General features: G+C 60.0%; 21 protein-coding genes and 1 riboswitch. Of the genes, 6 read left to right on the top strand and 15 right to left on the bottom strand.

Going from position 1 to position 25,081, the window contains the following annotated elements:
- Positions 1-22 precede the first annotated feature (22 nt).
- From murG to leuO, 14 genes are all read right to left on the bottom strand, one after another.
- Complete coding sequence (murG, locus tag ENGE1_RS07550) at positions 23-1,087, bottom strand: undecaprenyldiphospho-muramoylpentapeptide beta-N-acetylglucosaminyltransferase (RefSeq protein WP_048253173.1); 1,065 nt, start codon at positions 1,085-1,087, stop codon at positions 23-25.
- Positions 1,084-2,328: a cell division protein FtsW gene (ftsW, locus tag ENGE1_RS07545; RefSeq protein WP_043085999.1), complete on the bottom strand. Its 1,245-nt coding sequence runs from the start codon at positions 2,326-2,328 to the stop codon at positions 1,084-1,086. Before ftsW ends, murG begins: the two co-directional genes overlap by 4 nt.
- Positions 2,328-3,644 (bottom strand): UDP-N-acetylmuramoyl-L-alanine--D-glutamate ligase, encoded by a 1,317-nt coding sequence (gene murD, locus ENGE1_RS07540; RefSeq protein ID WP_048273017.1) that lies wholly within the window; start codon positions 3,642-3,644, stop codon positions 2,328-2,330. Before murD ends, ftsW begins: the two co-directional genes overlap by 1 nt.
- Before the next feature lie 2 nt (positions 3,645-3,646).
- Complete coding sequence (gene mraY / locus ENGE1_RS07535; protein WP_043086001.1) at positions 3,647-4,729, bottom strand: phospho-N-acetylmuramoyl-pentapeptide-transferase; 1,083 nt, start codon at positions 4,727-4,729, stop codon at positions 3,647-3,649.
- Complete coding sequence (murF, locus tag ENGE1_RS07530; RefSeq protein ID WP_048253175.1) at positions 4,723-6,081, bottom strand: UDP-N-acetylmuramoyl-tripeptide--D-alanyl-D-alanine ligase; 1,359 nt, start codon at positions 6,079-6,081, stop codon at positions 4,723-4,725. The genes mraY and murF overlap by 7 nt, the downstream gene beginning before the upstream one ends.
- On the bottom strand, positions 6,078-7,565 hold the full coding sequence (murE, locus tag ENGE1_RS07525; protein WP_043086003.1) for a UDP-N-acetylmuramoyl-L-alanyl-D-glutamate--2,6-diaminopimelate ligase: 1,488 nt from the start codon (positions 7,563-7,565) through the stop codon (positions 6,078-6,080). Before murE ends, murF begins: the two co-directional genes overlap by 4 nt.
- Positions 7,552-9,318 (bottom strand): peptidoglycan glycosyltransferase FtsI, encoded by a 1,767-nt coding sequence (gene ftsI / locus ENGE1_RS07520; RefSeq protein WP_043086004.1) that lies wholly within the window; start codon positions 9,316-9,318, stop codon positions 7,552-7,554. The genes murE and ftsI overlap by 14 nt, the downstream gene beginning before the upstream one ends.
- A 15-nt stretch (positions 9,319-9,333) precedes the next feature.
- Positions 9,334-9,699: a cell division protein FtsL gene (gene ftsL / locus ENGE1_RS07515; protein WP_043086005.1), complete on the bottom strand. Its 366-nt coding sequence runs from the start codon at positions 9,697-9,699 to the stop codon at positions 9,334-9,336.
- On the bottom strand, positions 9,696-10,637 hold the full coding sequence (gene rsmH / locus ENGE1_RS07510; RefSeq protein ID WP_048253176.1) for a 16S rRNA (cytosine(1402)-N(4))-methyltransferase RsmH: 942 nt from the start codon (positions 10,635-10,637) through the stop codon (positions 9,696-9,698). Before rsmH ends, ftsL begins: the two co-directional genes overlap by 4 nt.
- A gap of 1 nt (position 10,638) precedes the next feature.
- Positions 10,639-11,097, bottom strand: coding sequence for a division/cell wall cluster transcriptional repressor MraZ (gene mraZ, locus ENGE1_RS07505; protein WP_048253264.1), 459 nt, complete (start codon positions 11,095-11,097; stop codon positions 10,639-10,641).
- 587 nt (positions 11,098-11,684) lie between these two features.
- Complete coding sequence (gene cra, locus ENGE1_RS07500) at positions 11,685-12,689, bottom strand: catabolite repressor/activator (RefSeq protein ID WP_048253177.1); 1,005 nt, start codon at positions 12,687-12,689, stop codon at positions 11,685-11,687.
- Between the two features lie 179 nt (positions 12,690-12,868).
- Complete coding sequence (gene ilvN, locus ENGE1_RS07495; protein WP_043086009.1) at positions 12,869-13,360, bottom strand: acetolactate synthase small subunit; 492 nt, start codon at positions 13,358-13,360, stop codon at positions 12,869-12,871.
- A 2-nt stretch (positions 13,361-13,362) separates the two neighbouring features.
- Positions 13,363-15,087, bottom strand: a complete 1,725-nt coding sequence (gene ilvI / locus ENGE1_RS07490; RefSeq protein WP_048253178.1) for an acetolactate synthase 3 large subunit — start codon at positions 15,085-15,087, stop codon at positions 13,363-13,365.
- 368 nt (positions 15,088-15,455) lie between these two features.
- The gene (leuO, locus tag ENGE1_RS07485) at positions 15,456-16,409 is read right to left on the bottom strand and encodes a transcriptional regulator LeuO (RefSeq protein WP_048253179.1); all 954 of its coding nucleotides are present in this window, start codon (positions 16,407-16,409) and stop codon (positions 15,456-15,458) included.
- Between the two features lie 582 nt (positions 16,410-16,991).
- Here leuO and leuL point away from each other — a divergent pair.
- From leuL to leuD, 5 genes are all read left to right on the top strand, one after another.
- Positions 16,992-17,078 (top strand): leu operon leader peptide, encoded by an 87-nt coding sequence (gene leuL / locus ENGE1_RS29480; RefSeq protein ID WP_106912797.1) that lies wholly within the window; start codon positions 16,992-16,994, stop codon positions 17,076-17,078.
- Positions 17,079-17,168: 90 nt separating this feature from the next.
- Entirely contained in the window at positions 17,169-18,740 is a 1,572-nt protein-coding gene (leuA, locus tag ENGE1_RS07480) for a 2-isopropylmalate synthase (protein WP_048253180.1), read from the top strand.
- The gene (gene leuB, locus ENGE1_RS07475) at positions 18,740-19,831 is read left to right on the top strand and encodes a 3-isopropylmalate dehydrogenase (protein ID WP_048253181.1); all 1,092 of its coding nucleotides are present in this window, start codon (positions 18,740-18,742) and stop codon (positions 19,829-19,831) included. The genes leuA and leuB overlap by 1 nt, the downstream gene beginning before the upstream one ends.
- A gap of 2 nt (positions 19,832-19,833) precedes the next feature.
- Positions 19,834-21,234 carry a 3-isopropylmalate dehydratase large subunit gene (gene leuC / locus ENGE1_RS07470; RefSeq protein WP_048253182.1) on the top strand — a complete coding sequence of 467 codons (1,401 nt, stop codon included), beginning with the start codon at positions 19,834-19,836 and terminating at the stop codon, positions 21,232-21,234.
- A 10-nt stretch (positions 21,235-21,244) separates the two neighbouring features.
- Positions 21,245-21,850 carry a 3-isopropylmalate dehydratase small subunit gene (leuD, locus tag ENGE1_RS07465; protein WP_043086019.1) on the top strand — a complete coding sequence of 202 codons (606 nt, stop codon included), beginning with the start codon at positions 21,245-21,247 and terminating at the stop codon, positions 21,848-21,850.
- Positions 21,851-21,880: 30 nt separating this feature from the next.
- Here leuD and ENGE1_RS07460 read toward each other — a convergent pair whose 3' ends face one another.
- Positions 21,881-23,059: a sugar efflux transporter gene (locus tag ENGE1_RS07460; RefSeq protein ID WP_048253183.1), complete on the bottom strand. Its 1,179-nt coding sequence runs from the start codon at positions 23,057-23,059 to the stop codon at positions 21,881-21,883.
- A 172-nt stretch (positions 23,060-23,231) separates the two neighbouring features.
- Between ENGE1_RS07460 and sgrR the strand changes: the two genes are divergently transcribed.
- A complete protein-coding gene (gene sgrR, locus ENGE1_RS07455; protein WP_064360601.1) occupies positions 23,232-24,890 on the top strand; it encodes an HTH-type transcriptional regulator SgrR in 1,659 nt (552 codons plus the stop codon).
- Between the two features lie 35 nt (positions 24,891-24,925).
- Positions 24,926-25,053: riboswitch (TPP riboswitch) on the top strand.
- Positions 25,054-25,081 lie beyond the last annotated feature (28 nt).

Below are 25,081 nucleotides of genomic sequence, written 5' to 3'. Positions count from 1 at the left end.
AGCGCGCGGAGCGCTGCGGTGATTACGCCCGGGCTGCCAGGCTCACTTCATTGGCTACCCTGTCGGTAGCATCCGGGATAGCCGCCGCGCGCGCGCGTTCGGCCATCTCCAGCAGTTTGTTTCGGTCCCAGCCCGCCAGCGTGGCGGCAACCGCCTCGGCCGTAAACTGCGGCTGTTCGAAAATTTTTGCTGCCCCCGCTTTTTCGAGCGGCAGCGCGTTCCAGTACTGCTGCCGGTCTTTGTGCTGGAACGGCACGAAGATGGCCGGCAGGCCGGCGGCGGCGATTTCGCTCACCGTCAGCGCGCCGGAGCGGCAGACCACCACGTCGGCCCAGGCGTAGGCGGCGGCCATGTCGTCAATAAACTCGCTCACCTTGTGCTGCGGCTGACCGGCGTCGGCGTAGGCCTGCTCCACGGTCTGCTGGCCGCCTTTACCGCTCTGGTGCCAGATTTTGACGCCGTCGCCGAGCTTAGCGGCCACCTGCGGCAGGGTCTGATTCAGCACCCGCGCGCCCTGGGAGCCGCCGACCACCAGCACGCGTACCGGCCCTTCGCGGCCCGCCAGGCGCTGCTGCGGCAGCGGCAGCGCCAGCACGTCTTCGCGCACCGGGTTGCCGACCACTTCCGCATCCGGAAATGCGCCGGGAAACGCCTGCATCACCTTGGTGGCAATCTTCGCCAGCCACTTGTTCGTCAGCCCGGCGATGCCGTTCTGCTCATGCAGCACTACGGGAATGCCCAGCGACCGCGCCGCCAGGCCGCCGGGGCCGGATACGTAGCCGCCCATGCCCAACACCACGTCAGGCTTAAAGCGCTTCATGATGGCCCGCGCCTGGCGCCAGGCGTTGAAGATGCGCACCGGCGCCAGCAGCAGGGCCTTGATGCCCTTGCCGCGCAGGCCGGAGATGCGGATAAAGTCGATCTCAATGCCGTGCTTCGGCACCAGATCCGCTTCCATTCGGTCGGCGGTGCCGAGCCAGCGAACCTGCCAGCCCTGCTCCATCAGATGGTGCGCAACCGCGAGCCCGGGGAACACGTGCCCGCCGGTACCGCCCGCCATCACCATCAACCGCTTCTCACCGCTCATCGCACACCCCGCGTAAACGCCTGGGCTTTTTCCAGGCGGGTTTCATAATCAATTCGTAATAGCAGCATGATCGCCGTGGACATAATCAGCAGGCTCGAACCGCCGTAGCTGATAAGCGGCAGCGTCAGGCCTTTGGTCGGCAGCATCCCCGCCGCGGCGCCAACGTTAACCAGCGCCTGGAAGCTGAACCAGATGCCAATAGCGCAGGCCAGAAAACCGGCGAAACGGTGATCGATTTCCAGCGCTTTGCGGCCAATGGACATGGCGCGGAAAGCGACGAAGAATACCATTAAAAGCGCCAGTACCACACCGATATAGCCGAGCTCCTCGCCGATAATGGCGAAGATAAAGTCGGTATGCGCCTCCGGGAGATACTCCAGCTTCTGCACCGAGTTGCCGAGGCCCTGGCCCCACATTTCCCCGCGCCCGAACGCCATCAGCGACTGGGTCAGCTGGTAGCCGCTGCCGAAGGGATCTTCCCACGGGTTCCAGAAGGAGGTCACGCGGCGGATGCGGTACGGCTCGGCGAGGATCAGCAGCACCACGGCCGAAATCCCCATGCCGATAATGGCGATAAACTGCCACAGCTTGGCGCCGGCGAGGAACAGCATGGCAAGCGTAGTCACAAACAGCACCACCACGGTGCCGAGGTCCGGCTGCGCCAGCAGGAGAATAGCCAGCACGAAGATAACGCCCATCGGCTTCAGGAAGCCGCGCAGGTTGTTGCGCACCTCGTCGCCTTTGCGCACCAGGTAGTTGGAGATGTAGCAGAACAGCGACAGCTTGGTAAATTCAGCGGGCTGAATGCGCAGCGGCCCGAGGGCAATCCAGCGCGAGGCGCCGTTCACCGAGCTGCCCACCACCAGGACGATCAGCAGCATCACAATGGCGGCAATCAGCATCGCCGCGCTGTAGCGCTGCCAGAAGTCCATCGGCAGGCGCAGAGTGACCATCGCGAGGCAGAAGGCCAGAATAATATAGAGCCCGTCGCGCTTGGCAAACAGGAAGGGGTCGTTCGCCAGCCGCTGCCCGACCGGCATCGAGGCGGACGTGACCATCACGAAACCGATAGCGGCCAGGCCCAGCGTCAGCCACAGCAGGGTGCGGTCGTACATCACCAGGCTGTCGCTGTCCTTCGGCCGCGAAGCCATCACCCAGCCCTTCAGCGCCGAAAACAGCCACACCAGGATCGCAGATCCCGGTACGCGCGGCAGGCGGAGGCGAGGGAGAGAGAGGCGCATCAGCCGAGCTCCTTCGCCAGGCGGGTGAAGATATCCCCGCGCTGTTCAAAATTCTTAAACTGATCGAGGCTGGCGCAGGCCGGCGAGAGCAGCACCATATCACCGGGCCTGAGCTGCGGGGCAATCAGGCGCATCGCCTCTTCCATGGTTTCCGTGCGGGTGGCGGCGTCCGGGCGAAGCGCCGCCAGTTCGTCGCCGTCGCGGCCAAAGCACCACAGGCGGATGTTGTCGCCGCCGAGCCAGGCGGTCAGCGGCGTGAAGTCCGCCGACTTGCCGTCGCCGCCCAGCAGCAGGTGCAGGGTGCCGTTAACGTGCAGGCCGTTGAGCGCCGCTTCAGTGCTGCCGACGTTGGTCGCCTTGGAGTCGTTGATCCAGCGCACGCCGTTGTGCTCCAGCGCCAGCTGGAAGCGGTGCGCCAGACCGGTAAAAGTGGTCAGCGCCTTCAGGCTGCTGGCGCGCGGCAGGCCGGCGGCATCCGCCAGCGCCAGCGCCGCCAGGGCGTTGCTGTAGTTGTGCTGCCCGCTGAGCTTCATCTCTTTAACGTTGAGGACTTTTTCGCCTTTCACCCGCAGCCAGGTTTCGCCCTGCTGGCGGTTGAGATGGTAGTCGCCAATGTTGACGCCGAAGCTGACGCAGCGATCGTCGGCGCCGCGCACCGGCATGGTCAGCGCATCGTCGGCGTTGACCACGCAGGTTTTCGCATTCTCATAAACCCGCAGCTTGGCCGCGCGGTACTGCTGCAGGCCGAACGGATAGCGGTCCATATGATCTTCGGTGACGTTAAGAATGGTCGCCGCCACCGCCCGCAGGCTGGAGGTGGTTTCCAGCTGGAAGCTGGAGAGCTCCAGGACGTACAGCTCGCGCGAGACGTCCAGCAGCATCAGCGCCGGCAGGCCGATATTGCCGCCGACGCCGACATTGACGCCCGCGGCTTTCGCCATCTCGCCCACCAGGGTGGTGACGGTGCTTTTACCGTTCGAGCCGGTAATGGCGATCACCGGCGCCTGCGCTTCGCGGCAGAACAGCTCGATATCGCCCACAATTTCCACGCCGGCATCCGCCGCCGCGCTGAGCGAAGGGTGCGCCAAAGCAATACCGGGGCTGGCGACAATCAGGTCGGCTGCCAGCAGCCAGTCATCGTTGAGGCCGCCGAGGTAACGCTCGACCCCCTCGGGCAGCTTATCAAGGCCCGGCGGCGCGCTGCGGGTGTCCATCACCCGCGGCGTGACGCCGCGGTCGATGAAAAAGTCCACGCAGGAGAGCCCGGTCAACCCCAGACCGATGATAACGACGTTTTTGCCCTGATAATCTGCCATGATTAACGTACCTTCAGCGTTGCCAGGCCAATCAGCACCAGCATCAGCGAAATGATCCAGAAGCGCACGATAACGCGCGGCTCCGGCCAGCCTTTCAGTTCATAGTGGTGGTGAATCGGCGCCATGCGGAAGATGCGCTGTCCGCGCAGCTTGAAGGAGCCGACCTGCAGGATCACCGACAGGGTTTCCACCACGAAGACGCCGCCCATGATCACCAGCAGAAACTCCTGGCGCAGCAGCACGGCGATGATGCCGAGCGCGCCGCCGAGCGCCAGAGAGCCGACGTCGCCCATAAAGACCTGGGCCGGATAGGTGTTAAACCACAAAAAGCCTAAACCCGCGCCGACGATAGCGGTGCAGACAATCACCAGCTCACCGGCGTGGCGCAGGTAGGGAATGTGCAGATAGCTGGCGAAGTTCATGTTGCCGGTCGCCCAGGCGACCAGCGCAAAGCCGCCCGCCACAAATACGGTCGGCATAATCGCCAGCCCGTCCAGACCGTCGGTCAGGTTGACGGCGTTACCGGTGCCGACGATCACGAAGTAGGCCAGCAGGATATAGAACAGGCCCAGCTGCGGCATCACGTCTTTAAAGAACGGTACCACCAGCTCGGTGGCCGGCGTGTCTTTCCCGGCAAGGTAGAGCGCAAAGGCGACGCCGAGGGCAATCACCGACATCCAGAAATATTTCCAGCGGGCGATCAGGCCTTTAGTATCCTTGCGCACCACTTTGCGGTAGTCGTCGACGAAGCCGATAATGCCGTAGCCGACCAGCACCGTCAGCACGCACCAGACGTACGGGTTGGAGGGATAGGCCCACAGCAGGACGGACACCACGATGGCGGTGAGGATCATGATCCCGCCCATGGTCGGCGTGCCGCGCTTGCTGAAGTGCGACTCGGGGCCGTCGTTACGCACGACCTGGCCAAATGAGAGTTTTTGCAGACGGGCAATCATGCGCGGGCCCATCCACAGAGAGATGAACAGCGCAGTCAGCAGGCTGACGATGGCGCGAAACGTCAGATAGGAAAAGACGTTAAAGCCGGAATAATATTTGACCAAATGCTCGGCCAGCCAAACTAACATGCCTTGTTCTCCTGTAAAGCGCCAACCACCTCTTCCATGGCCGCGCTACGTGAACCTTTCACCAAAATAGTGACAAATGGATGCTCTGCGATCAGCGCCTTCAGCCGCGCAATGGCGGCGGGCTTGTCGGCAAAGTGTTCGCCGACGCCGCTGGCGTCGCTGATATTTTTACTAAGAACGCCGACGCTGATAACGCAGTCGATACCGGCGGCTTTCGCCGCCTCGCCCACCTGGCGGTGGCAGGCTTCGCTTTCGTCGCCCAGCTCCGCCATATCGCCCGCTACCAGGATGCGGTAGCCCGGCATTTCGGCGAGCACCTGCGCCGCGGCGGTCATCGAGCCGACGTTGGCGTTGTAGGAGTCGTCCAGCAGCAGCTGATTTTCCGCAAGCTGGACGGGAAACAGGCGTCCCGGCACCGCTTTCAGCGTCGCCAGACCGGCCTTCACCGCCTGCAGATCGGCGCCCACCGCCGTCGCCAGCGCCGCCGCCGCGAGGGCGTTAGCGATATTGTGGCGGCCCGGCAGCGGCAGCAGAACGTCTACGCTGCCCACCGGCGTGCGCAGGGTAAATTCGGTGCCGCGGCTGGTGATATGCACGTTGTCGGCGGCGAAGTCGCTATCGGCCTGATTCGGCGAGAAGCGCCACACGGTGCGGTCGCCGATAATGCTCTGCCAGTTCAGCCAGTCGTTGCTGTCGGCGTTGAGAATGGCCACGCCGTTCTCCGCCAGACCGGTAAAGATTTCACCTTTGGCCTTCGCCACGCCCGCCAGCGAGCCGAAACCCTCCAGGTGGGCGGCGGCCAGGTTGTTGACCAGCGCCGCTTCCGGGCGGGTCAGGCCGACTGTCCAGGCGATTTCGCCCTGGTGATTGGCGCCCAGCTCGATAACCGCGTAGTCGTGCTCCGGCGTCAGGCGCAGCAGCGTCATCGGCACGCCGATATCGTTATTGAGATTGCCGGCGGTGTAGAGGGTATTGCCGCACTGGCCGAGGATCGAGGCGGTCATCTCCTTAACGGAGGTTTTGCCGGACGAGCCGGTCAGGGCCACCACGCGGGCGGGCACCTGCTGGCGCACCCAGGCCGCCAGCTCGCCAAAAGCGAGGCGGGTATCGTTCACCACCACCTGCGGCAGATCGCAGTCCAGCGGGCGGCTGACCAGCAGCGCGCCCGCGCCCGCCGCCTTCGCCTGCCCGGCGAAGTCGTGGGCATCGAAGCGTTCGCCCTTGAGGGCCACGAACAGGCAGCCCGGCGTCACTTTGCGGGTATCCGTCGTCACGGCGTCGATGCTAGCATCGGCGCCGCGCAGTTCGCCGCCGAGCACGGCGGCTATTTTGCTGAGGGTTACGCCGATCATGCCACCGCTCCCAGCAGGCGGGCTGCGGTGACGCGATCGGAGTAGTCGAGGCGGCGGGTGCCGACAATCTGGTAATCTTCGTGGCCTTTACCGGCCAGCAGCACCACGTCGTCAGGCTTCGCCTGCATGATGGCGGCGGTCACCGCTTCGGCGCGCCCTTCCATTACCCGTGCGCGGCCTGCGTCGAGCATGCCCGCCAGAATATCGTTAATGATGGCGCGCGGCTCTTCGGTGCGCGGATTGTCGTCGGTGACCACGGCAATGTCGGCGAACTGCTCGGCGATGGCGCCCATCAGCGGGCGCTTGCCTTTATCGCGGTCGCCGCCGCAGCCGAAGACGCACCACAGCTGGCCTGCGCAGTGCAGGCGCGCGGCTTCCAGCGCTTTCTCCAGCGCGTCCGGCGTGTGGGCATAGTCCACGACCACCGTCGGCTTGCCCGGCGCGCTGAACACTTCCATGCGGCCGCAGACCGGCTGCAGGCGGGAGGCCGTTTTCAGCAGATCCGCCAGCGGATAGCCCAGCGCCAGCAGCGTAGCCAGCGCCAGCAGCAGGTTGCTGACGTTAAAGGCGCCCATCAGGCGGCTATCGATTTCGCCCTGGCCCCAGCTGGAGTCAAAGGCGATGGTCGCGCCGCTGTCGTGATAGTTCACCGCCGTGGCCTTCAGCCAGCGGCCGTGGCAGTTCGGATTGATATGGTCTGCCATGGAGACGGCAACCGCGTCCGGCAGCTTAGCCAGCCAGCGGCGGCCCACTTCATCATCGGCGTTGATAATCGCCTGGCCGAAGTCGTGAGTGGAGTAGAGCATCCACTTCGCCGCTTCGTAGTGTTCCATATCGCCGTGATAGTCGAGGTGGTCGCGGCTCAGGTTGGTAAAGACCGAGGCGGCGAACTTGAGCGCCGCGGTGCGGTGCTGGACCAGGCCGTGAGAAGAGACTTCCATCGCGGCAAAGGTCGCGCCCTGCCCTTTCAGGGCGGAAAGGACGTGCTGCACGTCAACCGCCGATCCGGTGGTGTTCTCCGTGGGAACCACTTTGCCCAGCAGGCCGTTGCCGACGGTGCCCATCACCGCCGCGGTTTCACCCAGCAGCTGCGCCCACTGGGCCAGCAGCTGGGTGGTGGTGGTTTTACCGTTGGTACCGGTAACGCCGATAAGCTTCAGACCTTCGGAAGGCTGATGGTAGAAGCGCCCCGCCAGGGCGGAGAGGCGCTCGTTTAACTGACTGAGATAGATGACGGGAACGCCGTGCATTTCACGAATTTCACCGTCGGCGGCTTCATCTTTTGCTTCAGCAATAACAGCAGCCACACCTTGCGCAATCGCCTGCGGGATATAACGACGCCCGTCCGCCTGATGACCTGAAACCGCCACGAAGAGATCCCCCGACGCCGCAATGCGGCTATCGAGCGTCATCTCACGCAGCGTGCGCTCCGGTGCGTTCGGCACCCACGGAGCAAGTAGGTCGCGCAAATTACGATCTGCCACCTGAACCCTCGCCTTGATTTGTTACAAACTCATTTTTGTCGCCCGTTGTCAGCGCATCCGGCTCGATGTTCATGGTGCGCAGCACGCCGCCCATGATGGCACCAAACACCGGGGCCGAAACGGCACCGCCGTAGTACTTACCGGCCTGCGGATCGTTAATCACCACCACCAGCGCAAAGCGCGGCTGGCTGGCTGGCGCGACGCCCGCGGTATAAGCAATGTATTTGTTGATGTAGCGGCCATCCGGCCCCACCTTTTTCGCCGTACCGGTCTTAATCGCAATGCGATAGCCTTTGATGGCCGCCTTCACGCCGCCGCCGCCGGGGAGCGCCACGCTCTCCATCATATGAACGACGGTGCGCACGATTGATTCCGGGAAGATGCGCTCGCCGGGTACCGGCGGATCAACTTTGGTGATCGACAGCGGACGGTAGATGCCGTAGCTGCCGACGGTTGCATAGACTCGCGCTAACTGTAACGGCGTTACCATTAGCCCGTAGCCGAAAGAGAAGGTGGCCCTCTCTATGTCAGACCACCGTTGTTTTTGAGGATATAAGCCACTGCGTTCTCCGACCAACCCCAAATTGGTCGCTTTTCCCAGCCCAAAACGCGAGTAAGTATCTACCAGCGCTGAGGACGGCATCGCTAACGCCAGTTTAGAAACACCGACGTTACTCGACTTCTGTAAAACCCCGGTCAGGGTCAATTCGCTATAGCGCGCCACGTCTTTAATTTCGTGGCCGTTAATTCGGTAGGGAATGGTGTTCAGCACCGAGTTTTCGTTAACGATCCCCCGCTGGAGAGCCGTCATCACCACCATCGGTTTTACCGTTGAGCCCGGTTCGAAGACATCGGTGATGGTCCGGTTACGCATCACGTCTTTCGGCGTGCCGGAGAGGTTGTTCGGGTTGTAGGAGGGGCTGTTGGCCATCGCCAGCACTTCGCCGGTATTCACATCGACCAGCACGGCGCTGCCGGACTCCGCCTTGTTAAAGGCCACGGCGTTATTCAGCTCGCGGTAGACCAGCGCCTGCAGCCGCTCGTCAATGCTCAGCGCCAGGTTATGCGCCGCCTGGCTGTCGGTGGAGGAGATATCCTCGATAACCCGGCCATAGCGGTCTTTACGCACGATGCGCTCGCCGGGCTGGCCGGTAAGCCACTTATCGAAGCTCTTCTCGACGCCTTCGATACCCTGGCTGTCAACGTTGGTGAAGCCGATGAGCTGAGAGGTCACTTCGCCGGAGGGGTAGTAGCGGCGCGACTCTTCCCGCAGATGGATGCCGGGCAGCTTAAGTTTTTTGATGTAGTCGGCCATGTCCGGGTTGACCTGACGGGCCAGGTAGATGAAGCGTCCGCGCGGGTTGGCATTCACCCGGGAGGCGAGCTGATCCAGCGGCATTTTCAGCGCATCGGCCAGCGCCTTCCAGCGGTTATCGAGGCTGATGCCGCCGGCGTCGTGCAGCTCTTTCGGATCGGCCCAGATGGCCTTCACCGGCACGCTCACCGCCAGCGGGCGGCCTGAGCGGTCGGTTATCATACCGCGCGAGGTGGAGACTTCCTGCACGCGCAGGGAGCGCATGTCCCCCTGACGCACCAGCATGTCAGGATTAATGATCTGCAGCCAGGCCACGCGGCCCAGCAGGAAAGCCATCGCCAGTAAAATGCAGCCGCACAGCAACGCAAAACGCCAACTCACAAAGTTGGCCTGTTCTTCCTGTCGTTTTGTTTTTAGCGTTTTTGCCGCTGCTTTCATGCGTCGCGATAATCCTTATTTTTGAACAACAATGTTTTCCTGGGAAGGATCGACATGCTGCATCTGCAGCTTCTCCGTCGCGATCCGCTCAACCCGGCTATGATCGCCGAGGGCATTCTCTTCAAGGATCAGGTTGCGCCACTCAATATCGAGCGCGTCCCGCTCCAGAACCAGTTGTTCACGCTGGGCGGTTAACAGACGGGTATGGTGCGCCGTCGTAACCACCGTTACTGCAGTCAAAATGATGCAAATGAACAGGCAGAGTGGCAGCTTCCCGAACCGCAAAAGATCGTCGCCGATCACACCAGGCAAGGCATGGCGCTCGCTGTTTCCAATCGATCCTTTTACTTTGCTTAGGGCCTCTGACACTCTGCCGATCATGCGTTCGTCCTCTCTGCAACGCGCAGAACTGAACTACGGGCACGTGGATTTTCTGCCACTTCTTGTTCGCCCGGCATCAACTTGCCTAGTGCTCGCAGCTGACGGCCACCCAATTTTCGCAACTGCTCTTCAGTCATCGGTAATCCCGCCGGTACTTGCGGCCCGCGGCTGTGTTCGCGCATAAAGCGCTTCACGATGCGGTCTTCCAGCGAGTGAAAACTGATGATGGAGAGCCTTCCCTGCGGGGCCAGCACGTCGAGCGAGCTTTTTAGCGCCTGCTCTATCTCCTCAAGTTCACTGTTCACCCAGATGCGCACCGCCTGAAAAGTACGGGTCGCAGGATGTTTGTATTTGTCCTTCACCGGCGTCGCCGCCGCCACCACCTCTGCCAGCTCTTTAGTGCGGGTCATCGGCGCCGTGCGGTTGCGCTCAACGATGGCGCGCGCGATGCGCTTGCCGAAGCGCTCCTCGCCAAAGGTTTTAATCACCCAGGCAATATCGGCTTCGTCAGCGGTCTGCAGCCACTGCGCCGCAGACTGGCCGCGCGTCGGATCCATGCGCATATCCAGCGGACCGTCGCGCATAAAAGAGAAGCCGCGCTCGGCGTCGTCAAGCTGCGGTGAAGAGACACCAAGATCGAGCAAAATGCCGTCGATCTTGCCCATAAGGCCGCGCTCGGCGACGTAATCAGCCAGCGCGGAAAAAGGTCCGTGCACGATGGAAAAGCGCGGGTCGTCGATGGTGTTAGCCACCGCTATCGCCTGCGGATCGCGGTCAATAGCCAGCAGTTGCCCCTCAGCACCCAGGTGCGAGAGGATCAGGCGCGAGTGGCCACCGCGACCAAAAGTACCATCAATATAGATACCGTCCGGACGAATATTGAGGCCATTCACGGCCTCATCCAGCAGTACCGTAGTATGTTTATAGTTTTCCATCATCTTATAAAGACAAGTCCTGCAACCGCTCCGTCAGCTCTGCGGAGGCGGATTGCTCTGCGTCGATATCTTCCCTGACCCGTTGATACCAGGTCTCCTCATCCCACAATTCAAATTTATTGAACTGTCCGACCAGCATCACTTCTTTAGTCAGTCCGGCGTGTTGCCGTAAAACCGGCGCAATCAGCAAACGACCGGCGTTGTCCATTTGACACTCGCTGGCATGGCCCAGTAACAGGCGCTGAACGCGCCGCTCCGCCGGGTTCATGCTCGACAGTCGTGACAATTTTTGCTCGATGATTTCCCACTCGGGAAGCGGGTAAAGCAGCAGGCACGGGTGATGGATGTCAATGGTACAGACCAGTTGACCAGCAGCGTTCCCGAGCAGCGGTTCCCGGTAGCGGGTCGGCACCGCGAGGCGCCCTTTGCTGTCGAGATTGACTAACGTTGCTCCCCGGAACATGCCAGCCTCACCCCTTTTCTCCACTTTACCCCACAAATTCCCACCTGAGGGAGTTTACGGAGCGGAGGAAAAGCTTGTCAAGCCAGCACGAAGGCTAACTGAGTCGTAATAACCCTAAATAACAGCCAATATTCGCCCTGCTTAAATAACATCCAGCGCGTGAAGAAAATTAACGTTTTGAATACGTGCGAGAAAAGAACCAACACCTTCTTAACGATTTTCCGCCATCACAAATTCACTAAAGTAAAAATATAAAGTGCCAAATTGCGACGAGGGCGGCATTTTAGGACATTCTCAGCGCCGTTAACAGCCCTAAGGAGATCTGTTTACAGGCACCGGAAGGCATGAGGTGGTAAGCAAATGTGAGCGTAAAAATGAAGTGGTTGTTAATCAATCAATTCAGGTGAGGGCTGTAACAAAACAATACAAATTAAACGTGAGTTTACTTTCTGGTAACTCATTGCGGCCGTTAATTCGCTGTTTCATTCTGTTGTGGCAAATATTCAACGCCTAATTTCAGGAATAATCCCACCTTTTATTGCGGTTAATTACGCGCTTCGCGCTAGTGGGCGAAGCGCGTCCCCCGGCTAGCGACGGCTGAGACTGCCGCGACGGTACAGATTGCGGCGGATGCGGCTCAGGCCCGGCTTAGGCTTTTTCGGTTCGTCGAGGCTGGCAAGGACAATCTCCAGCACCCGTTCGGCCACGTCGCGGTGGCGCTGAGCCACCGCCAGCACCGGGCACTGCAGAAAATCGAGCAGCTCATTATCGCCGAAGGTGGCAATGGCCAGTTCCGAGGGGAGCTTACCTTCGCGGCGCAGCGTCACGTCCATCACGCCCTGCAGCAGCGCAAAAGAGGTGGTAAACAGCGCCTGCGGCATCGGGTGGGTTTCAAGCCAGGCCTCAAACAGCTGCGCCGCGGCTTCGCGCTCGTAGCTGTTGGCATAAAGAAAGTGCACTTCGCGCGGATCGTCTTTCCACGCCGTGCGAAAACCCATCTCGCGCAGAAAACTCACCGACAGCTCGGGAAGCGCGCCGAGATAGAGTACCGTCTCCGCCGGGAAGGTACGCAACTCTGCGGCCAGGGCTTCGGCATCCTCCTGGTCGGCGCCGACGACGCTGGTAAAGTGTTCGCGATCGAGCGCGCGATCGAGGGCGACAATCGGAAAGGGATCGTTGGCCCAGCGCTGGTAGAAGGGATGCTCGGGCGGCAGCGATGTTGAAACAATGATCGCATCAACCTGGCGCTGGAGCAGGTGCTCGATGCAGCGCATTTCATTGTCGGGCTGATCTTCCGAACAGGCGATCAGCAGCTGGTACCCCCGCTGGCGGGCCTGGCGCTCCAGGTAATTCGCTATGCGGGTATAGCTGGTATTTTCCAGATCGGGGATAACCAGGCCGATTGACCGCGTGCGGCCCGCGCGCAGACCCGCGGCGACGGCGTTGGGATGATAGTTATGCTCACGTACAACAGCCATGACCTTCTCAACGGTTTTATCGCTGACGCGGTACTGTTTGGCTTTACCGTTAATCACATAGCTGGCCGTGGTCCGCGAGACGCCGGCGAGCCGGGCGATTTCATCCAGTTTCACAAATGCCCCTTGCTTAATATGTCCAGTCCATAACCATTACGATGCTATGGACGAGTTTTCATAACATCTAAACGCAGAAACTCTATAGCGGCAACCGCTTTTATTTACAATTCATGGTGATTTCGCAAAAAAAGCCCGACGCTAGAGGTCGGGCTACGTATTTAGGTTGATATAACCGCCTAGCGCATGATTTTATCGCCGCGCGACAGGCCGACGACGCCGGAGCGGGCAACTTCAACAATGCGCGCCACGTCGCGCAGCGAGGCAAGGAAAGCATCGAGCTTATCGCTGGTGCCTGCCAGCTGAACGGTATAAATAGAGGGCGTGACGTCGATGATCTGGCCGCGGAAGATCTCCGCGTTGCGCTTCACCTCTTCCCGGCCATAGCCGCTGGCCTGCACTTTGACCAGCATGATCTCACGCTCGACGTGCGCGCCCTGCCCCAGTTCGCTGACCCGCAGAACGTCAACCAGCTTGTGCAGCTGCTTCTCAATCTGCTCAATGGTCTTTTCATCGCCAACGGTCTGAATAGTCATCCTGGAGAGCGTCGGATCGTCCGTGGGTGCCACGGTCAGGCTCTCAATGTTATAACCGCGCTGGGAGAAGAGGCCGATAACCCGCGACAGCGCGCCCGATTCGTTCTCCAGTAAAACTGATAATATCCGGCGCATGATCAGGTCCTCTCCGTTTTGCTCAGCCACATTTCATCCATTCCGCCGCCGCGGATGTGCATCGGATAGACGTGCTCGCTGCCGTCCACCACCACATCCACAAAGACCAGCCGGTTGCTGCGCACCAGCTCCAGCGCTTCGTTCAGCTTGCTCTCAAGCTCCGACGGCTCCTGAATGCGGATACCGACGTGGCCGTACGCCTCTGCCAGCCGCACAAAGTCGGGCAGCGACTTCATGTAAGAGTGCGAGTGGCGGCCGGAGTAAATCATGTCCTGCCACTGCTTCACCATGCCGAGGTAGCCGTTATTGAGGTTGAGGATAATCACCGGCAGATCGTACTGCTGGGCGGTGGAGAGCTCCTGAATATTCATCTGAATGCTGCCGTCGCCGGTCACGCATACGACCGTCGCATCCGGGTGGGCCATTTTGACGCCCAGCGCGGCGGGCAGGCCAAAGCCCATCGTGCCGAGACCGCCGGAGTTGATCCAGCGGCGGGGCTTATCAAATGGATAGTAGAGGGCGGCAAACATCTGATGCTGCCCGACATCAGAGGTCACGTAGGCGTCTCCACCGGTAAGGCGCCAGATCGTTTCAATGACTGCCTGGGGTTTGATTTTGCCGCTGTCCGCGTCATATTTCAGGCAGTGGCGAACCCGCCACTGCTCGATGCGCTGCCACCAGTCGCGGATATCGTCCAGCGGCTGGACGCCCTGCTCCTGCGCCAGCAGTTCCAGCATCTGCGCCAGCACCAGCTTAGCATCGCCGACGATAGGCACGTCGGCGGCCACGGTTTTGGAAATGGAGGTCGGATCGATATCAATATGCAGAACGGTAGCGTCCGGACAGTACTTCGCCAGATTGTTGGTGGTGCGGTCATCAAACCGCACCCCGACGGCAAAGATAACGTCCGAGTTATGCATCGTCATATTGGCCTCAAAGGTGCCGTGCATACCCAGCATACCGAGCGCCTGGCGGTGGGTGGCAGGGAAAGCGCCGAGGCCCATCAGCGAGGAAGCCACCGGAATATTGAGCTGCTCAACCAGCGCCCGCAGTTCGTCTTCACAGCCGGCGTTAATCGCCCCGCCGCCGACGTAAACCACCGGTTTTTTCGCCGCCACCAGCGTCTGCAGGGCACGCTTAATCTGCCCCCGATGGCCGCTGGTGGTCGGGTTATAAGAGCGCATACTGACCGACTCAGGCCAGACGTAGGGCAGCTTGTTCGCCGGATTGAGGATATCTTTTGGTAAATCAACCACTACCGGCCCCGGACGGCCGCTGGCCGCCAGCCAGAAAGCCTTCTTCAGCACGCCGGGAATATCTTCGGTTTGCTTGACCAGAAAGCTGTGCTTCACCACCGGGCGGGAGATACCGACCATATCGCACTCCTGGAAGGCGTCGTAGCCGATAAGCGATGTCGCCACCTGACCCGAGAGCACGACCAGCGGAATAGAGTCCATATAGGCGGTGGCAATACCGGTGATGGCATTGGTGGCGCCGGGACCGGAGGTCACCAGCACGACGCCGACGTCGCCCGTCGCCCGCGCCAGGCCGTCGGCCATGTGGACCGCCGCCTGCTCGTGGCGGACCAGAATATGATCGATGCCGCCCACAGTATGTAGCGCATCATAAATATCGAGGACCGCGCCTCCGGGATAGCCAAACACCTGCTTTACGCCCTGGTCGATCAGCGATCGCACCACCATCTCGGCGCCAGATAACATCTCCATGCTTTGCCTCCAGGCTTGTTGATGACCACGGAACTCATTTTCGCGTCGTCATACAGCGGAATCCGTGCTCCCCGCTGTGAATAAATTGCAGCATTCGCTTAACATAACCGCTCGCCAGCAGGCAGGCAATCGACCCTCAGGAGAGGAGAGATAGTGGATTTGGAATAAAAAGAAGCTCAGTTATGCTTATCTGGTGAATTAGTTCATTAATGACGGCATACTCACCAATAAATTTTGCATAAATCGCTGCAGGCAGGAAATGATCCATTTTTTCATGCCGGGAAGTTGTTACTCCCGGCATCAATCAGTATAAAATCTCGTAAATTAGCAAAAACACAAAATAAACCAAAAATATCCACCAGGAAAAATCAACCGCTACAGACGGTATTTAGCAGCGACTTCATCCACTGATGACCTTTATTATGTCCCGCCGCTTCATACCATGAAAGGAAGCAGGTGCGGCTATTTAATTTTAATGGCAGCGGCAGCAGCTTAATATTCAGACTATCGATGCACGACTCCGCCAGCCAGCGCGGCGCAATTGCCACCAGATGCGTTTGTGAAACCACATTTAATACGCTGCTGAGCGCCGCTCCCTGATAAGCAATCGCGGCCTGCTTTTCCTGAGTGTCATACCACGGCTGGCTGAATGAGGCGTAACGTTCCAGAGAAACAACCGCATGCTCTTCGCGATAAATATCGCTCTCCCTGAGCGGCCCTTTTAAGCGCGGATGATTGGCGCTGTGGACCAGGACCATTTCATCGTGAAAAAGCGGCGTCGAGGCAAAATCAGGCGGTGAAAACGCTTCGTAGCCGATGATAAACTCCAGCGACTGATAGCGGAGCTGATGTTCAGCATTTTGATTTAAGCTGGATTTAAATATCAAATGAATATTTGGTGCCAGTTCACTCACCTTATTCAATATTAAAGAAGTCAACCGATCGTCAAGCGGGCTACAGACGCAAAGGTTAAATACGCGATCGCTGCTGGCTGGCTCAAAGCCGGTACCCGGCAGCTCGTTTTGCACCAGCTGTAGCGCCTGTCTTATGGCGCCAAATAGCTGCGCGGCTCTCGGCGTTGGCCTGATGCCGCGGCCGTAGCGCACAAACAGCTCATCATTGAACACCGTCTTAAGCCGCGATACCGCATTGCTGACCGCGGGCTGAGACATACCGAGGAGCTGGGCGGCGCGGGTAATGTTTCGCTCCTGCATAACGGCGTCAAATACGGTCAGTAAATTTAAATCGACGGCGCGCAGCTGTGAGGGCGAGTTATCGACAGCAGGTGCCGACGTACGCCTGTCTTTACTTTCAAAAATCATATATGACTCCATTGTCAAATGAGACTTCCTTATTTAACGCCTATCTCATTAGGCTGATTTATTGCCGAGGATGCGAGCCTGGACGGCACCTGAATAAGCCATCATTCAGGCAAGCAGAAGAGAACCACGCGCTTTAATTTCACGGGCCTTCCGCACGATTTTCGCAGTCTACCCATAAATGCTGTCAATAAACAATACGCCTTTAATCACCGAATGCATTTGATAAAAATTATAAAACTTACCGATAAATGAATAATCACCGAGACAAATCTTACAGAATATTCCCGATAAATTAAGACAAATGTTAATAGCGCAAGAGATATCATAAAGTTAACTGTGATTGCTTGTGACACCAATATCCTTTAAAAATAAGAAATATCCATATTCACCAGGATTATTCCCGCCAAACAAAGGGAATCCTCTTAAGATATTATCGCCATATATGCGCTTTTCGACAGCACTTTTTGCTTAGCACGATTCCTAATGCGCGGCCCCGATTGGCTTCACGATTACAGAAAGTGTTGACTTTGGCCGTCATATCCAGTACCACTAAAAGCATCTTGAATTTAACGGGTTTGAAACATGATGCGTACCACCCACTTCACCGGTCTACTACTACTAAACGCTCTTACTGTGCGCGGTAGACTGGTGGGTGACGTTCAGCGTTAATCGAGCCCTCAGAAATAAAAAAACCCGCGCCGTGTCGCGGGTTTTTTTATGCTCGTTGCAAGGCGCCCAGGACCCATAAGGATTAGCAACATGAGCCAACAAGTCATTATTTTTGATACTACTTTACGTGATGGTGAGCAGGCATTGCAGGCAAGTCTGAGCGTCAAAGAGAAGCTGCAGATTGCGCTGGCCCTGGAGCGCATGGGCGTTGACGTGATGGAGGTCGGCTTTCCCGTCTCCTCGCCGGGCGACTTCGAGTCAGTGCAGACCATTGCCCGCGCCATCAAAAATAGCCGGGTGTGCGGCCTGGCCCGCTGCGTTGAGAAAGATATCGACGTCACGGCGGAATCGCTGAAGGTGGCCGAAGCCTTCCGTATTCATACCTTTATCGCCACCTCGCCGATGCACATTGCCACCAAGCTGCGCAGCACGCTGGATGAGGTGATTGAGCGCGCGGTCTATATGGTGAAGCGCGCCCGTAACTACACCGACGATGTCGAATTCTCCTGCGAAGACGCCGGGCGCACGCCGATTGAGGATCTGGCCCGCGTGGTTGAGGCCGCCATTAATGCCGGCGCGACGACCGTTAACATTCCCGATACCGTCGGCTACACCATGCCGTTTGAGTACGCCAATATCATCAGCGGCCTGTACGAGCGCGTCCCGAACATTGATAAAGCCATTATCTCCGTACATACCCACGACGACTTAGGCATGGCGGTCGGCAACGCTATCGCCGCCGTTAACGCCGGCGCCCGCCAGGTTGAAGGCGCTATCAACGGCATCGGCGAGCGCGCGGGCAACTGTTCGCTGGAAGAGGTGATCATGGCGATTAAGGTGCGCAAAGACGTAATGAAAGTGCACACCCAAATCAATCACCACGAGATCTGGCGCACCAGCCAGATGGTCAGCCAGATCTGCAACATGCCGATCCCGGCCAACAAAGCCATCGTCGGCACCGGCGCCTTCGCCCACTCCTCCGGCATCCATCAGGACGGCGTGCTGAAGAACCGCGAAAACTACGAAATCATGACCCCGGAATCCATCGGCCTGAACCAGGTGCAGCTGAACCTGACCTCGCGCTCCGGCCGCGCGGCGGTGAAGCACCGCATGGAAGAGATGGGCTACAAGGAGAGCGAGTACAACATGGACCACCTGTACGACGCCTTCCTGAAGCTGGCGGACAAGAAGGGCCAGGTATTCGACTACGACCTGGAGGCGCTGGCCTTCATCAACAAACAGCAGGAAGAGCCGGAGCACTTCCGCCTGGATTATTTCAGCGTCCAGTCCGGCTCCAGCGATATCGCCACCGCCTCGGTCAAGCTGGCCTGCGGCGATGAAATCAAAGCCGAAGCGGCCAACGGTAACGGCCCGGTGGACGCGGTTTATCAGGCTATCAACCGCATTACCAGCTACGACATTGAGCTGGTGAAGTATGACCTGAACGCCAAGGGCCAGGGCAAAGACGCGCTGGGCCAGGTCGATATCATCGTCAACTACAACGGCCGCCGCTTCCACGGCGTGGGCCTGGCGACCGATATTGTCGAATCCTCCGCCAAAGCCATGGTTCACGTGCTGAACAATATCTGGCGCGCCGGTGAAGTGGAAAAAGAATTGCAGCGCAAGGCGCAACAAAAAGAGAAGAATAAGGAAACCGTGTAATGTCGAAGAGTTACCATATTGCCGTACTGCCGGGCGACGGCATCGGCCCGGAAGTGATGGCGCAGGCCCTGAAAGTACTGGAAGCCGTACGAGCACGCTTTAGTTTTAACATCACCACCAGCCACTATGATGTAGGCGGTATCGCCATTGATAACCACGGCACGCCGCTGCCGCAGGCAACCGTTGAGGGCTGCGAACAGGCCGACGCGGTGCTGTTTGGCTCCGTCGGCGGGCCGAAGTGGGAGCACCTGCCGCCGGCAGAACAGCCGGAGCGCGGCGCCCTGCTGCCGCTGCGCAAGCATTTTAAACTGTTCTCCAACCTGCGTCCGGCGAAGCTGTACCCGGGCCTGGAGGCGTTCTGCCCGCTGCGCGCCGACATCGCCGCCAACGGCTTCGACATTCTGTGCGTGCGCGAACTGACCGGCGGCATCTACTTCGGCCAGCCGAAAGGCCGCGAAGGCAGCGGCCAGCACGAGAAGGCGTTTGATACCGAGGTGTATCACCGTTTTGAGATTGAGCGCATCGCCCGCATCGCCTTTGAGTCGGCGCGCAAACGCCGCCGCAAAGTGACCTCGATTGATAAAGCCAACGTGCTGCAGTCCTCCATTCTGTGGCGCGAGATCGTTAACGAGATCGCTAAAGACTACCCGGACGTCGAGCTGACGCACATGTACATCGACAACGCCACCATGCAGCTGATCAAAGATCCGTCCCAGTTCGACGTGCTGCTGTGCTCCAACCTGTTCGGCGACATTCTCTCCGACGAGTGCGCGATGATCACCGGCTCTATGGGCATGCTGCCCTCCGCCAGCCTCAACGAACAGGGCTTTGGCCTGTATGAACCTGCGGGCGGCTCCGCGCCGGACATCGCCGGTAAAAATATCGCTAACCCGGTTGCGCAGATCCTCTCCCTGGCCCTGCTGCTGCGCTTTAGCCTCGACGCAAATGATGCCGCGACGGCCATTGAAAGCGCCATCAACAAAGCATTAGCAGACGGCGTGCGCACCGGCGATCTGGCCCAGGGCGGCGCGGCGGTCAGTACCGATGAAATGGGCGACATTATTGCCCGCTACGTGGCGGAAGGAGCGTAATCATGGCAAAGACGTTATATGAAAAGCTGTTTGACGCCCACGTGGTGTACGAAGCGCCGAACGAAACGCCGCTGCTGTACATCGACCGCCACCTGGTGCATGAGGTTACCTCCCCGCAGGCGTTTGACGGCCTGCGCGCCCACGGCCGCCCGGTGCGCCAGCCGGCGAAAACCTTCGCCACCATGGATCACAACGTCTCCACCCAGACGAAAGATATCAATGCCTCCGGCGAGATGGCCCGCATCCAGATGCAGGAGCTGATTAAGAACTGCAAAGAGTTCGGCGTCGAGCTCTACGACCTGAACCACCCGTATCAGGGCATCGTCCACGTTATGGGCCCGGAGCAGGGCGTGACGCTGCCGGGAATGACCATCGTCTGCGGCGACTCCCATACCGCCACCCACGGCGCCTTCGGCGCGCTGGCCTTCGGGATCGGCACGTCGGAAGTGGAGCACGTGCTGGCGACCCAGACCCTGAAGCAGGGCCGCGCCAAAACCATGAAGATTGAAGTGAAGGGCAAGGCCGCGCCGGGCATCACCGCCAAAGATATCGTGCTGGCGATCATCGGCAAAACCGGCAGCGCCGGCGGCACCGGCCACGTGGTCGAATTCTGCGGCGAGGCGATTCAGGCCCTGAGCATGGAGGGCCGCATGACCCTGTGCAACATGGCTATCGAGCTGGGCGCCAAAGCAGGCCTGGTGGCACCGGATGACACCACCTTTAACTACGTGAAGGGCCGTCTGCACGCGCCGAAAGGCCAGGATTTTGACGACGCCGTCGCGTACTGGAAAACCCTGAAAACCGACGACGGCGCCGTCTTTGATTCCGTCGTGACCCTGCAGGCCGAAGAGATTGCTCCGCAGGTGACCTGGGGCACCAACCCGGGCCAGGTGATCTCGGTGAACGACAACATTCCCGATCCGGCCTCCTTCAGCGATCCGGTCGAGCGCGCCAGCGCCGAGAAAGCGCTGGCCTATATGGGCCTGCAGCCGGGCGTGCCGCTGACCGACGTCGCTATCGACAAAGTGTTTATCGGCTCCTGCACCAACTCGCGCATTGAAGATCTGCGCGCGGCGGCGGAAATTGCCAAAGGCCGCAAAGTGGCGCCCGGCGTTCAGGCGCTGGTGGTCCCCGGATCAGGTCCGGTGAAGGCCCAGGCGGAAGCCGAAGGCCTGGATAAAATCTTCATCGACGCCGGCTTCGAGTGGCGCCTGCCGGGCTGCTCCATGTGCCTGGCGATGAACAACGACCGCCTGAATCCCGGCGAGCGCTGCGCCTCCACCAGTAACCGCAACTTCGAAGGTCGCCAGGGCCGCGGCGGCCGCACTCATCTGGTAAGCCCGGCGATGGCCGCCGCCGCCGCCGTTACCGGCCGCTTCGCCGACATTCGTGGTCTGAAATAAGGAGACAATCATGGCAGAGAAATATACCCAGCACGCGGGCGTGGTTGTCCCTCTGGATGCGGCTAACGTCGATACCGACGCCATTATCCCCAAGCAGTTCCTGCAGAAAGTCACCCGCACCGGCTTCGGCGTGCACCTGTTTAACGACTGGCGCTACCTCGATGACAAGGGCGAACAGCCGAATCCCGACTTCGTGCTCAACTTCCCGGAGTACAAAGGCGCCTCTATCCTGCTGGCCCGCGAAAACTTCGGCTGCGGCTCCTCGCGCGAACACGCGCCGTGGGCGCTGACCGACTACGGTATCAAAACGGTCATCGCCCCGAGCTTCGCCGATATTTTCTACGGCAACAGCTTCAACAACCAGCTGCTGCCGGTGACCCTCAGCGACGAGCAGGTTGATGAGCTGTTTGCGCTGGTGAAGGCAAACCCGGGCATGACGTTTGAGGTGGATCTGGAAGCAGAGGTGGTTAAAGCGGGTGAGAAAACCTATCCGTTTAAAATCGACGCCTTCCGCCGCCACTGCATGCTCAACGGTCTGGACAGCATCGGCCTGACCCTGCAGCACGAAGCGGCGATTGCCGACTACGAAAACAGGCAGCCGGCGTTTATGGGCTGATTGGCCGCGCCGGGCGCTTTGCCCGGCGCATCAGATATCCTTCACTCTTGCGGTTATCGCCAGCGCCAGCACAGAGATCGCCGCAATCACCCAGTACACCTGCGCATGGCCCGCGCTTTGCGAGACCGCCCCCTGAATGACCCCCGCGAGGATAACCCCGGTTGAGATGCTGTTGGTGAACAGCGTGGTCGCCGCGCCCGCCCTGCCGGGCATCAGATCCTGAAACCACAGCATGCCTATCCCGGCAACGATACCGATAAATACCGCATTGAACAGCTGCAGCGCCAGCAGCGCCTCCCGGGAATGGAACAGAATCAGTCCGGCGTAAAACAGCACGCCCGCCGCCACGGCGGTCACCATCATGCGCCGCTTGCCGACGCGCTTCACCAGGTAACCTGCGAGGATCATCGCCGGGATCTCAAGCCCGGCGGCAGTGCCCATCAGCAGTCCGGCAAGCCGCTCCGGCAGACCGAGATCGCTGGTGATCCACAGCGGCATATCAATGATGTACATGGTGTTGCAGGTCCACATCAGCACCGAAGCAACAAAAAGCATCCTGACGTTGCTGTCCCGCCAGCCGCTGACCTCGGTCACCGCCACGTCGGCGGCCTGTTCAACGCGGGGAACCGAGGGCAGCGCCAGCGCAATGAGCAGCAGGCTGAGGGCAAAAATCCCGGCGGCAATCGAGAACATCACCGTAAAGCCGTAGTTGAGCGCCAGCATAAAAGCCAGCGGCGGACCGATAATCCACGCCAGCGACAGCTGGGCGCGCATCACCGAGCTGAACATCACCACCTCGCGCGCGGAGCTGTCGGCATACTCGCGGGCCAGGGCGAACAGCTGCGGCATCGCGGTACTGGCAAGAGCCGCCAGCAGCACGCCGCAGGTCACCAGGGTCAAATAGTGGCGATTGAAGGCGAACAGCAGCGCATTGGCCACCGCCATCAGGCAGCAGAACATAATCAGCCGCCGCCTGTCGCCCCGGCTGTCCGAGCGCTTTGCCAGCAGCAGGCTAATCACAATCCCGGCAATGGCGTTCACGGTGTAGAACAGTCCGACCCAGAAGGGCTGCGCGCCGACCTCGCGGCTCAGGAACAGGCTCAGCGTCGGCGCCTGCAGCGCGCCGGCCACGCCGACCATAAAAGCCACCAGCATAAAAGCCGCGTATACGCCGTTCAGGCGACGTCCCATTGTCATTAGCCAGAGCATGGTGATTCCTTTTCAGACACGAAAAAAAGCCAGCAGATAATCTTCCTGCTGGCGAATACTCAGTCACACATGATAAGGCAGGAGAACGCGTCTCCGCACTTCATCGAACATTATTATTGCTCTAATATGGGGAGTAATAAATTGCTGAGTTTTGCACAGGAGTTCCCCTTTTATGCCCTCATCCCGCCTGCAGCAGCAGTTCATCCGCCTGTGGCAGTGCTGCGACGGCCACTCCCAGGAGACGACGCTTAACGAGCTGGCGGCGCTGCTGAACTGCTCGCGCCGCCACATGCGCACGCTGCTGAATACTATGGAGGCCCGGGGCTGGCTCACCTGGCAGGCGGAGTCGGGGCGCGGCAAGCGCTCGCACCTCACCTTCCTCTACACCGGGCTGGCGCTGCAGCAGCAGCGGGCGGAAGATCTGCTGGAGCAGGACCGCATCGACCAGCTGGTGCAGCTGGTCGGCGACAAGGGCGCGGTGCGCCAGATGCTGGTCTCCCACCTCGGGCGCAGCTTTCGCCAGGGGCGGCATATCCTGCGGGTGCTCTACTACCGCCCGATGCGCAACCTGCTTCCCGGCACGCCGCTGCGCCGCTCTGAAACCCACATCGCCCGCCAGATCTTCAGCGCCCTGACCCGCATAAATGAGGAAAACGGGGAAGCGGAAGCCGATATCGCCCACCACTGGCAGCAGATAAGCGATCTGCACTGGCGGTTCTATATCCGCCCCGGGATCCACTTTCACCACGGCCACGAACTGGAGATGGAGGACGTTATCCACTCCCTGACCCGGATCCGCACCCTGCCGCTTTACGATCACATCGCCAGTATCGTGTCGCCCACGCCCTGGACGCTGGATATCCACCTCTCGCGCCCCGACCGCTGGCTGCCGTGGCTGATGGGACACATTCCGGCAATGGTGCTGCCGAAAGAGTGGGAAACCCTCGGCAACTTTGCCAGCATGCCGGTCGGCACCGGCCCCTACGCGGTAGTGCGCAATAATGAGAACCAGCTCAAAATCCGCGCCTTCGACGACTTCTTCGGCTACCGGGCGCTGATCGACGAGGTCAACGTCTGGGTGCTGCCGGAAATCAGCGATGAAGTCAGCTGCGGCCTGACGCTGGAGGGCTCCACCGAAGGTGAAAAAGCGGTTGAAAGCCGCCTGGAGGAGGGCTGCTACTACCTGCTGTTTGACGCCCGCAGCGCCAGGGGGCGCCATCGCGAGGTGCGCCAGTGGGTCAGCCATGTGCTTTCGCCCAGCAACCTGCTGTATCACGCCGATCCGCAGTATCAGGGCTACTGGTTCCCCGCCTACGGTCTGCTGCCGCGCTGGCACCACGCCCGCAGCGCGGCGCCAGGTCCGAAGCCCGCCGGCCTCGAGTCCCTGACCATCACCTACTATCGCGAGCACCTCGAGCACAAAAACATTGCGATGATTATGCAGCGGCTGCTGGCCGCGCATCACGTGACTCTTGAGATCCGCGAAGTGGAGTACGCCGAGTGGCACCAGGGCGAGGCCAGCAGCGATATGTGGCTCAACAGCGCCAACTTCACCCTGCCGCTGGAGTTCTCGCTGTTTGCCCATCTCTCCGAGGTGCCGCTGATCCAGCGCTGCATCCCGCTGGACTGGCAGGCGGCGACCGCCCGCTGGCAGGCCGGTGAGATGCCGCTGGCCGCCTGGTGCCAGCAGCTGATGAGCGAGCAGGCTATCGTACCGCTGATCCACCACTGGCTGATGATCCAGGGCCAGCGCAGTATGCGCGGCCTGCGGATGAATACCCTCGGCTGGTTTGACTTCAAGTCGGCGTGGTTTGCGCCGCCGGACCCATAAGACTTTCTGCGGCCGCACAAAATCATTACAATAGCGCGTTCTCAACGGGGTGCCTGACATACGCAACGTCATTCGGATAGAAAGCGTGCGCGTACAAGCTGAGAGATACCCGTCGAACCTGATCCGGATAACGCCGGCGAAGGGATTTGAGGCCCGCTCAAAGTCCTTTGCCACCTATATGACTGAGGTGC

The sequence above is a fragment of the Pluralibacter gergoviae ATCC 33028 = NBRC 105706 genome, from assembly GCF_001598855.1.
In the GTDB taxonomy this organism is placed as follows: domain Bacteria; phylum Pseudomonadota; class Gammaproteobacteria; order Enterobacterales; family Enterobacteriaceae; genus Pluralibacter; species Pluralibacter gergoviae.
The sequence above is the reverse complement of the archived record's forward strand: the minus strand, read 5'-3'. Positions and strand labels throughout refer to the sequence as shown.

Coding starts and splice junctions, on each gene's coding strand:
- mraZ (WP_048253264.1), bottom strand. CDS start 11,097: ATGTTCCGGGGAGCAACGTTAGTCAATCTCGACAGCAAAGGGCGCCTC.
- leuO (WP_048253179.1), bottom strand. CDS start 16,409: ATGATTTTTGAAAGTAAAGACAGGCGTACGTCGGCACCTGCTGTCGAT.
- ftsL (WP_043086005.1), bottom strand. CDS start 9,699: ATGATCGGCAGAGTGTCAGAGGCCCTAAGCAAAGTAAAAGGATCGATT.
- murG (WP_048253173.1), bottom strand. CDS start 1,087: ATGAGCGGTGAGAAGCGGTTGATGGTGATGGCGGGCGGTACCGGCGGG.
- ENGE1_RS07460 (WP_048253183.1), bottom strand. CDS start 23,059: ATGCTCTGGCTAATGACAATGGGACGTCGCCTGAACGGCGTATACGCG.
- sgrR (WP_064360601.1), top strand. CDS start 23,232: ATGCCCTCATCCCGCCTGCAGCAGCAGTTCATCCGCCTGTGGCAGTGC.
- murF (WP_048253175.1), bottom strand. CDS start 6,081: ATGATCGGCGTAACCCTCAGCAAAATAGCCGCCGTGCTCGGCGGCGAA.
- leuD (WP_043086019.1), top strand. CDS start 21,245: ATGGCAGAGAAATATACCCAGCACGCGGGCGTGGTTGTCCCTCTGGAT.
- leuA (WP_048253180.1), top strand. CDS start 17,169: ATGAGCCAACAAGTCATTATTTTTGATACTACTTTACGTGATGGTGAG.
- mraY (WP_043086001.1), bottom strand. CDS start 4,729: ATGTTAGTTTGGCTGGCCGAGCATTTGGTCAAATATTATTCCGGCTTT.
- ftsW (WP_043085999.1), bottom strand. CDS start 2,328: ATGCGCCTCTCTCTCCCTCGCCTCCGCCTGCCGCGCGTACCGGGATCT.
- murD (WP_048273017.1), bottom strand. CDS start 3,644: ATGGCAGATTATCAGGGCAAAAACGTCGTTATCATCGGTCTGGGGTTG.
- ilvI (WP_048253178.1), bottom strand. CDS start 15,087: ATGGAGATGTTATCTGGCGCCGAGATGGTGGTGCGATCGCTGATCGAC.
- leuL (WP_106912797.1), top strand. CDS start 16,992: ATGATGCGTACCACCCACTTCACCGGTCTACTACTACTAAACGCTCTT.
- ilvN (WP_043086009.1), bottom strand. CDS start 13,360: ATGCGCCGGATATTATCAGTTTTACTGGAGAACGAATCGGGCGCGCTG.
- ftsI (WP_043086004.1), bottom strand. CDS start 9,318: ATGAAAGCAGCGGCAAAAACGCTAAAAACAAAACGACAGGAAGAACAG.
- leuC (WP_048253182.1), top strand. CDS start 19,834: ATGGCAAAGACGTTATATGAAAAGCTGTTTGACGCCCACGTGGTGTAC.
- leuB (WP_048253181.1), top strand. CDS start 18,740: ATGTCGAAGAGTTACCATATTGCCGTACTGCCGGGCGACGGCATCGGC.
- rsmH (WP_048253176.1), bottom strand. CDS start 10,637: ATGATGGAAAACTATAAACATACTACGGTACTGCTGGATGAGGCCGTG.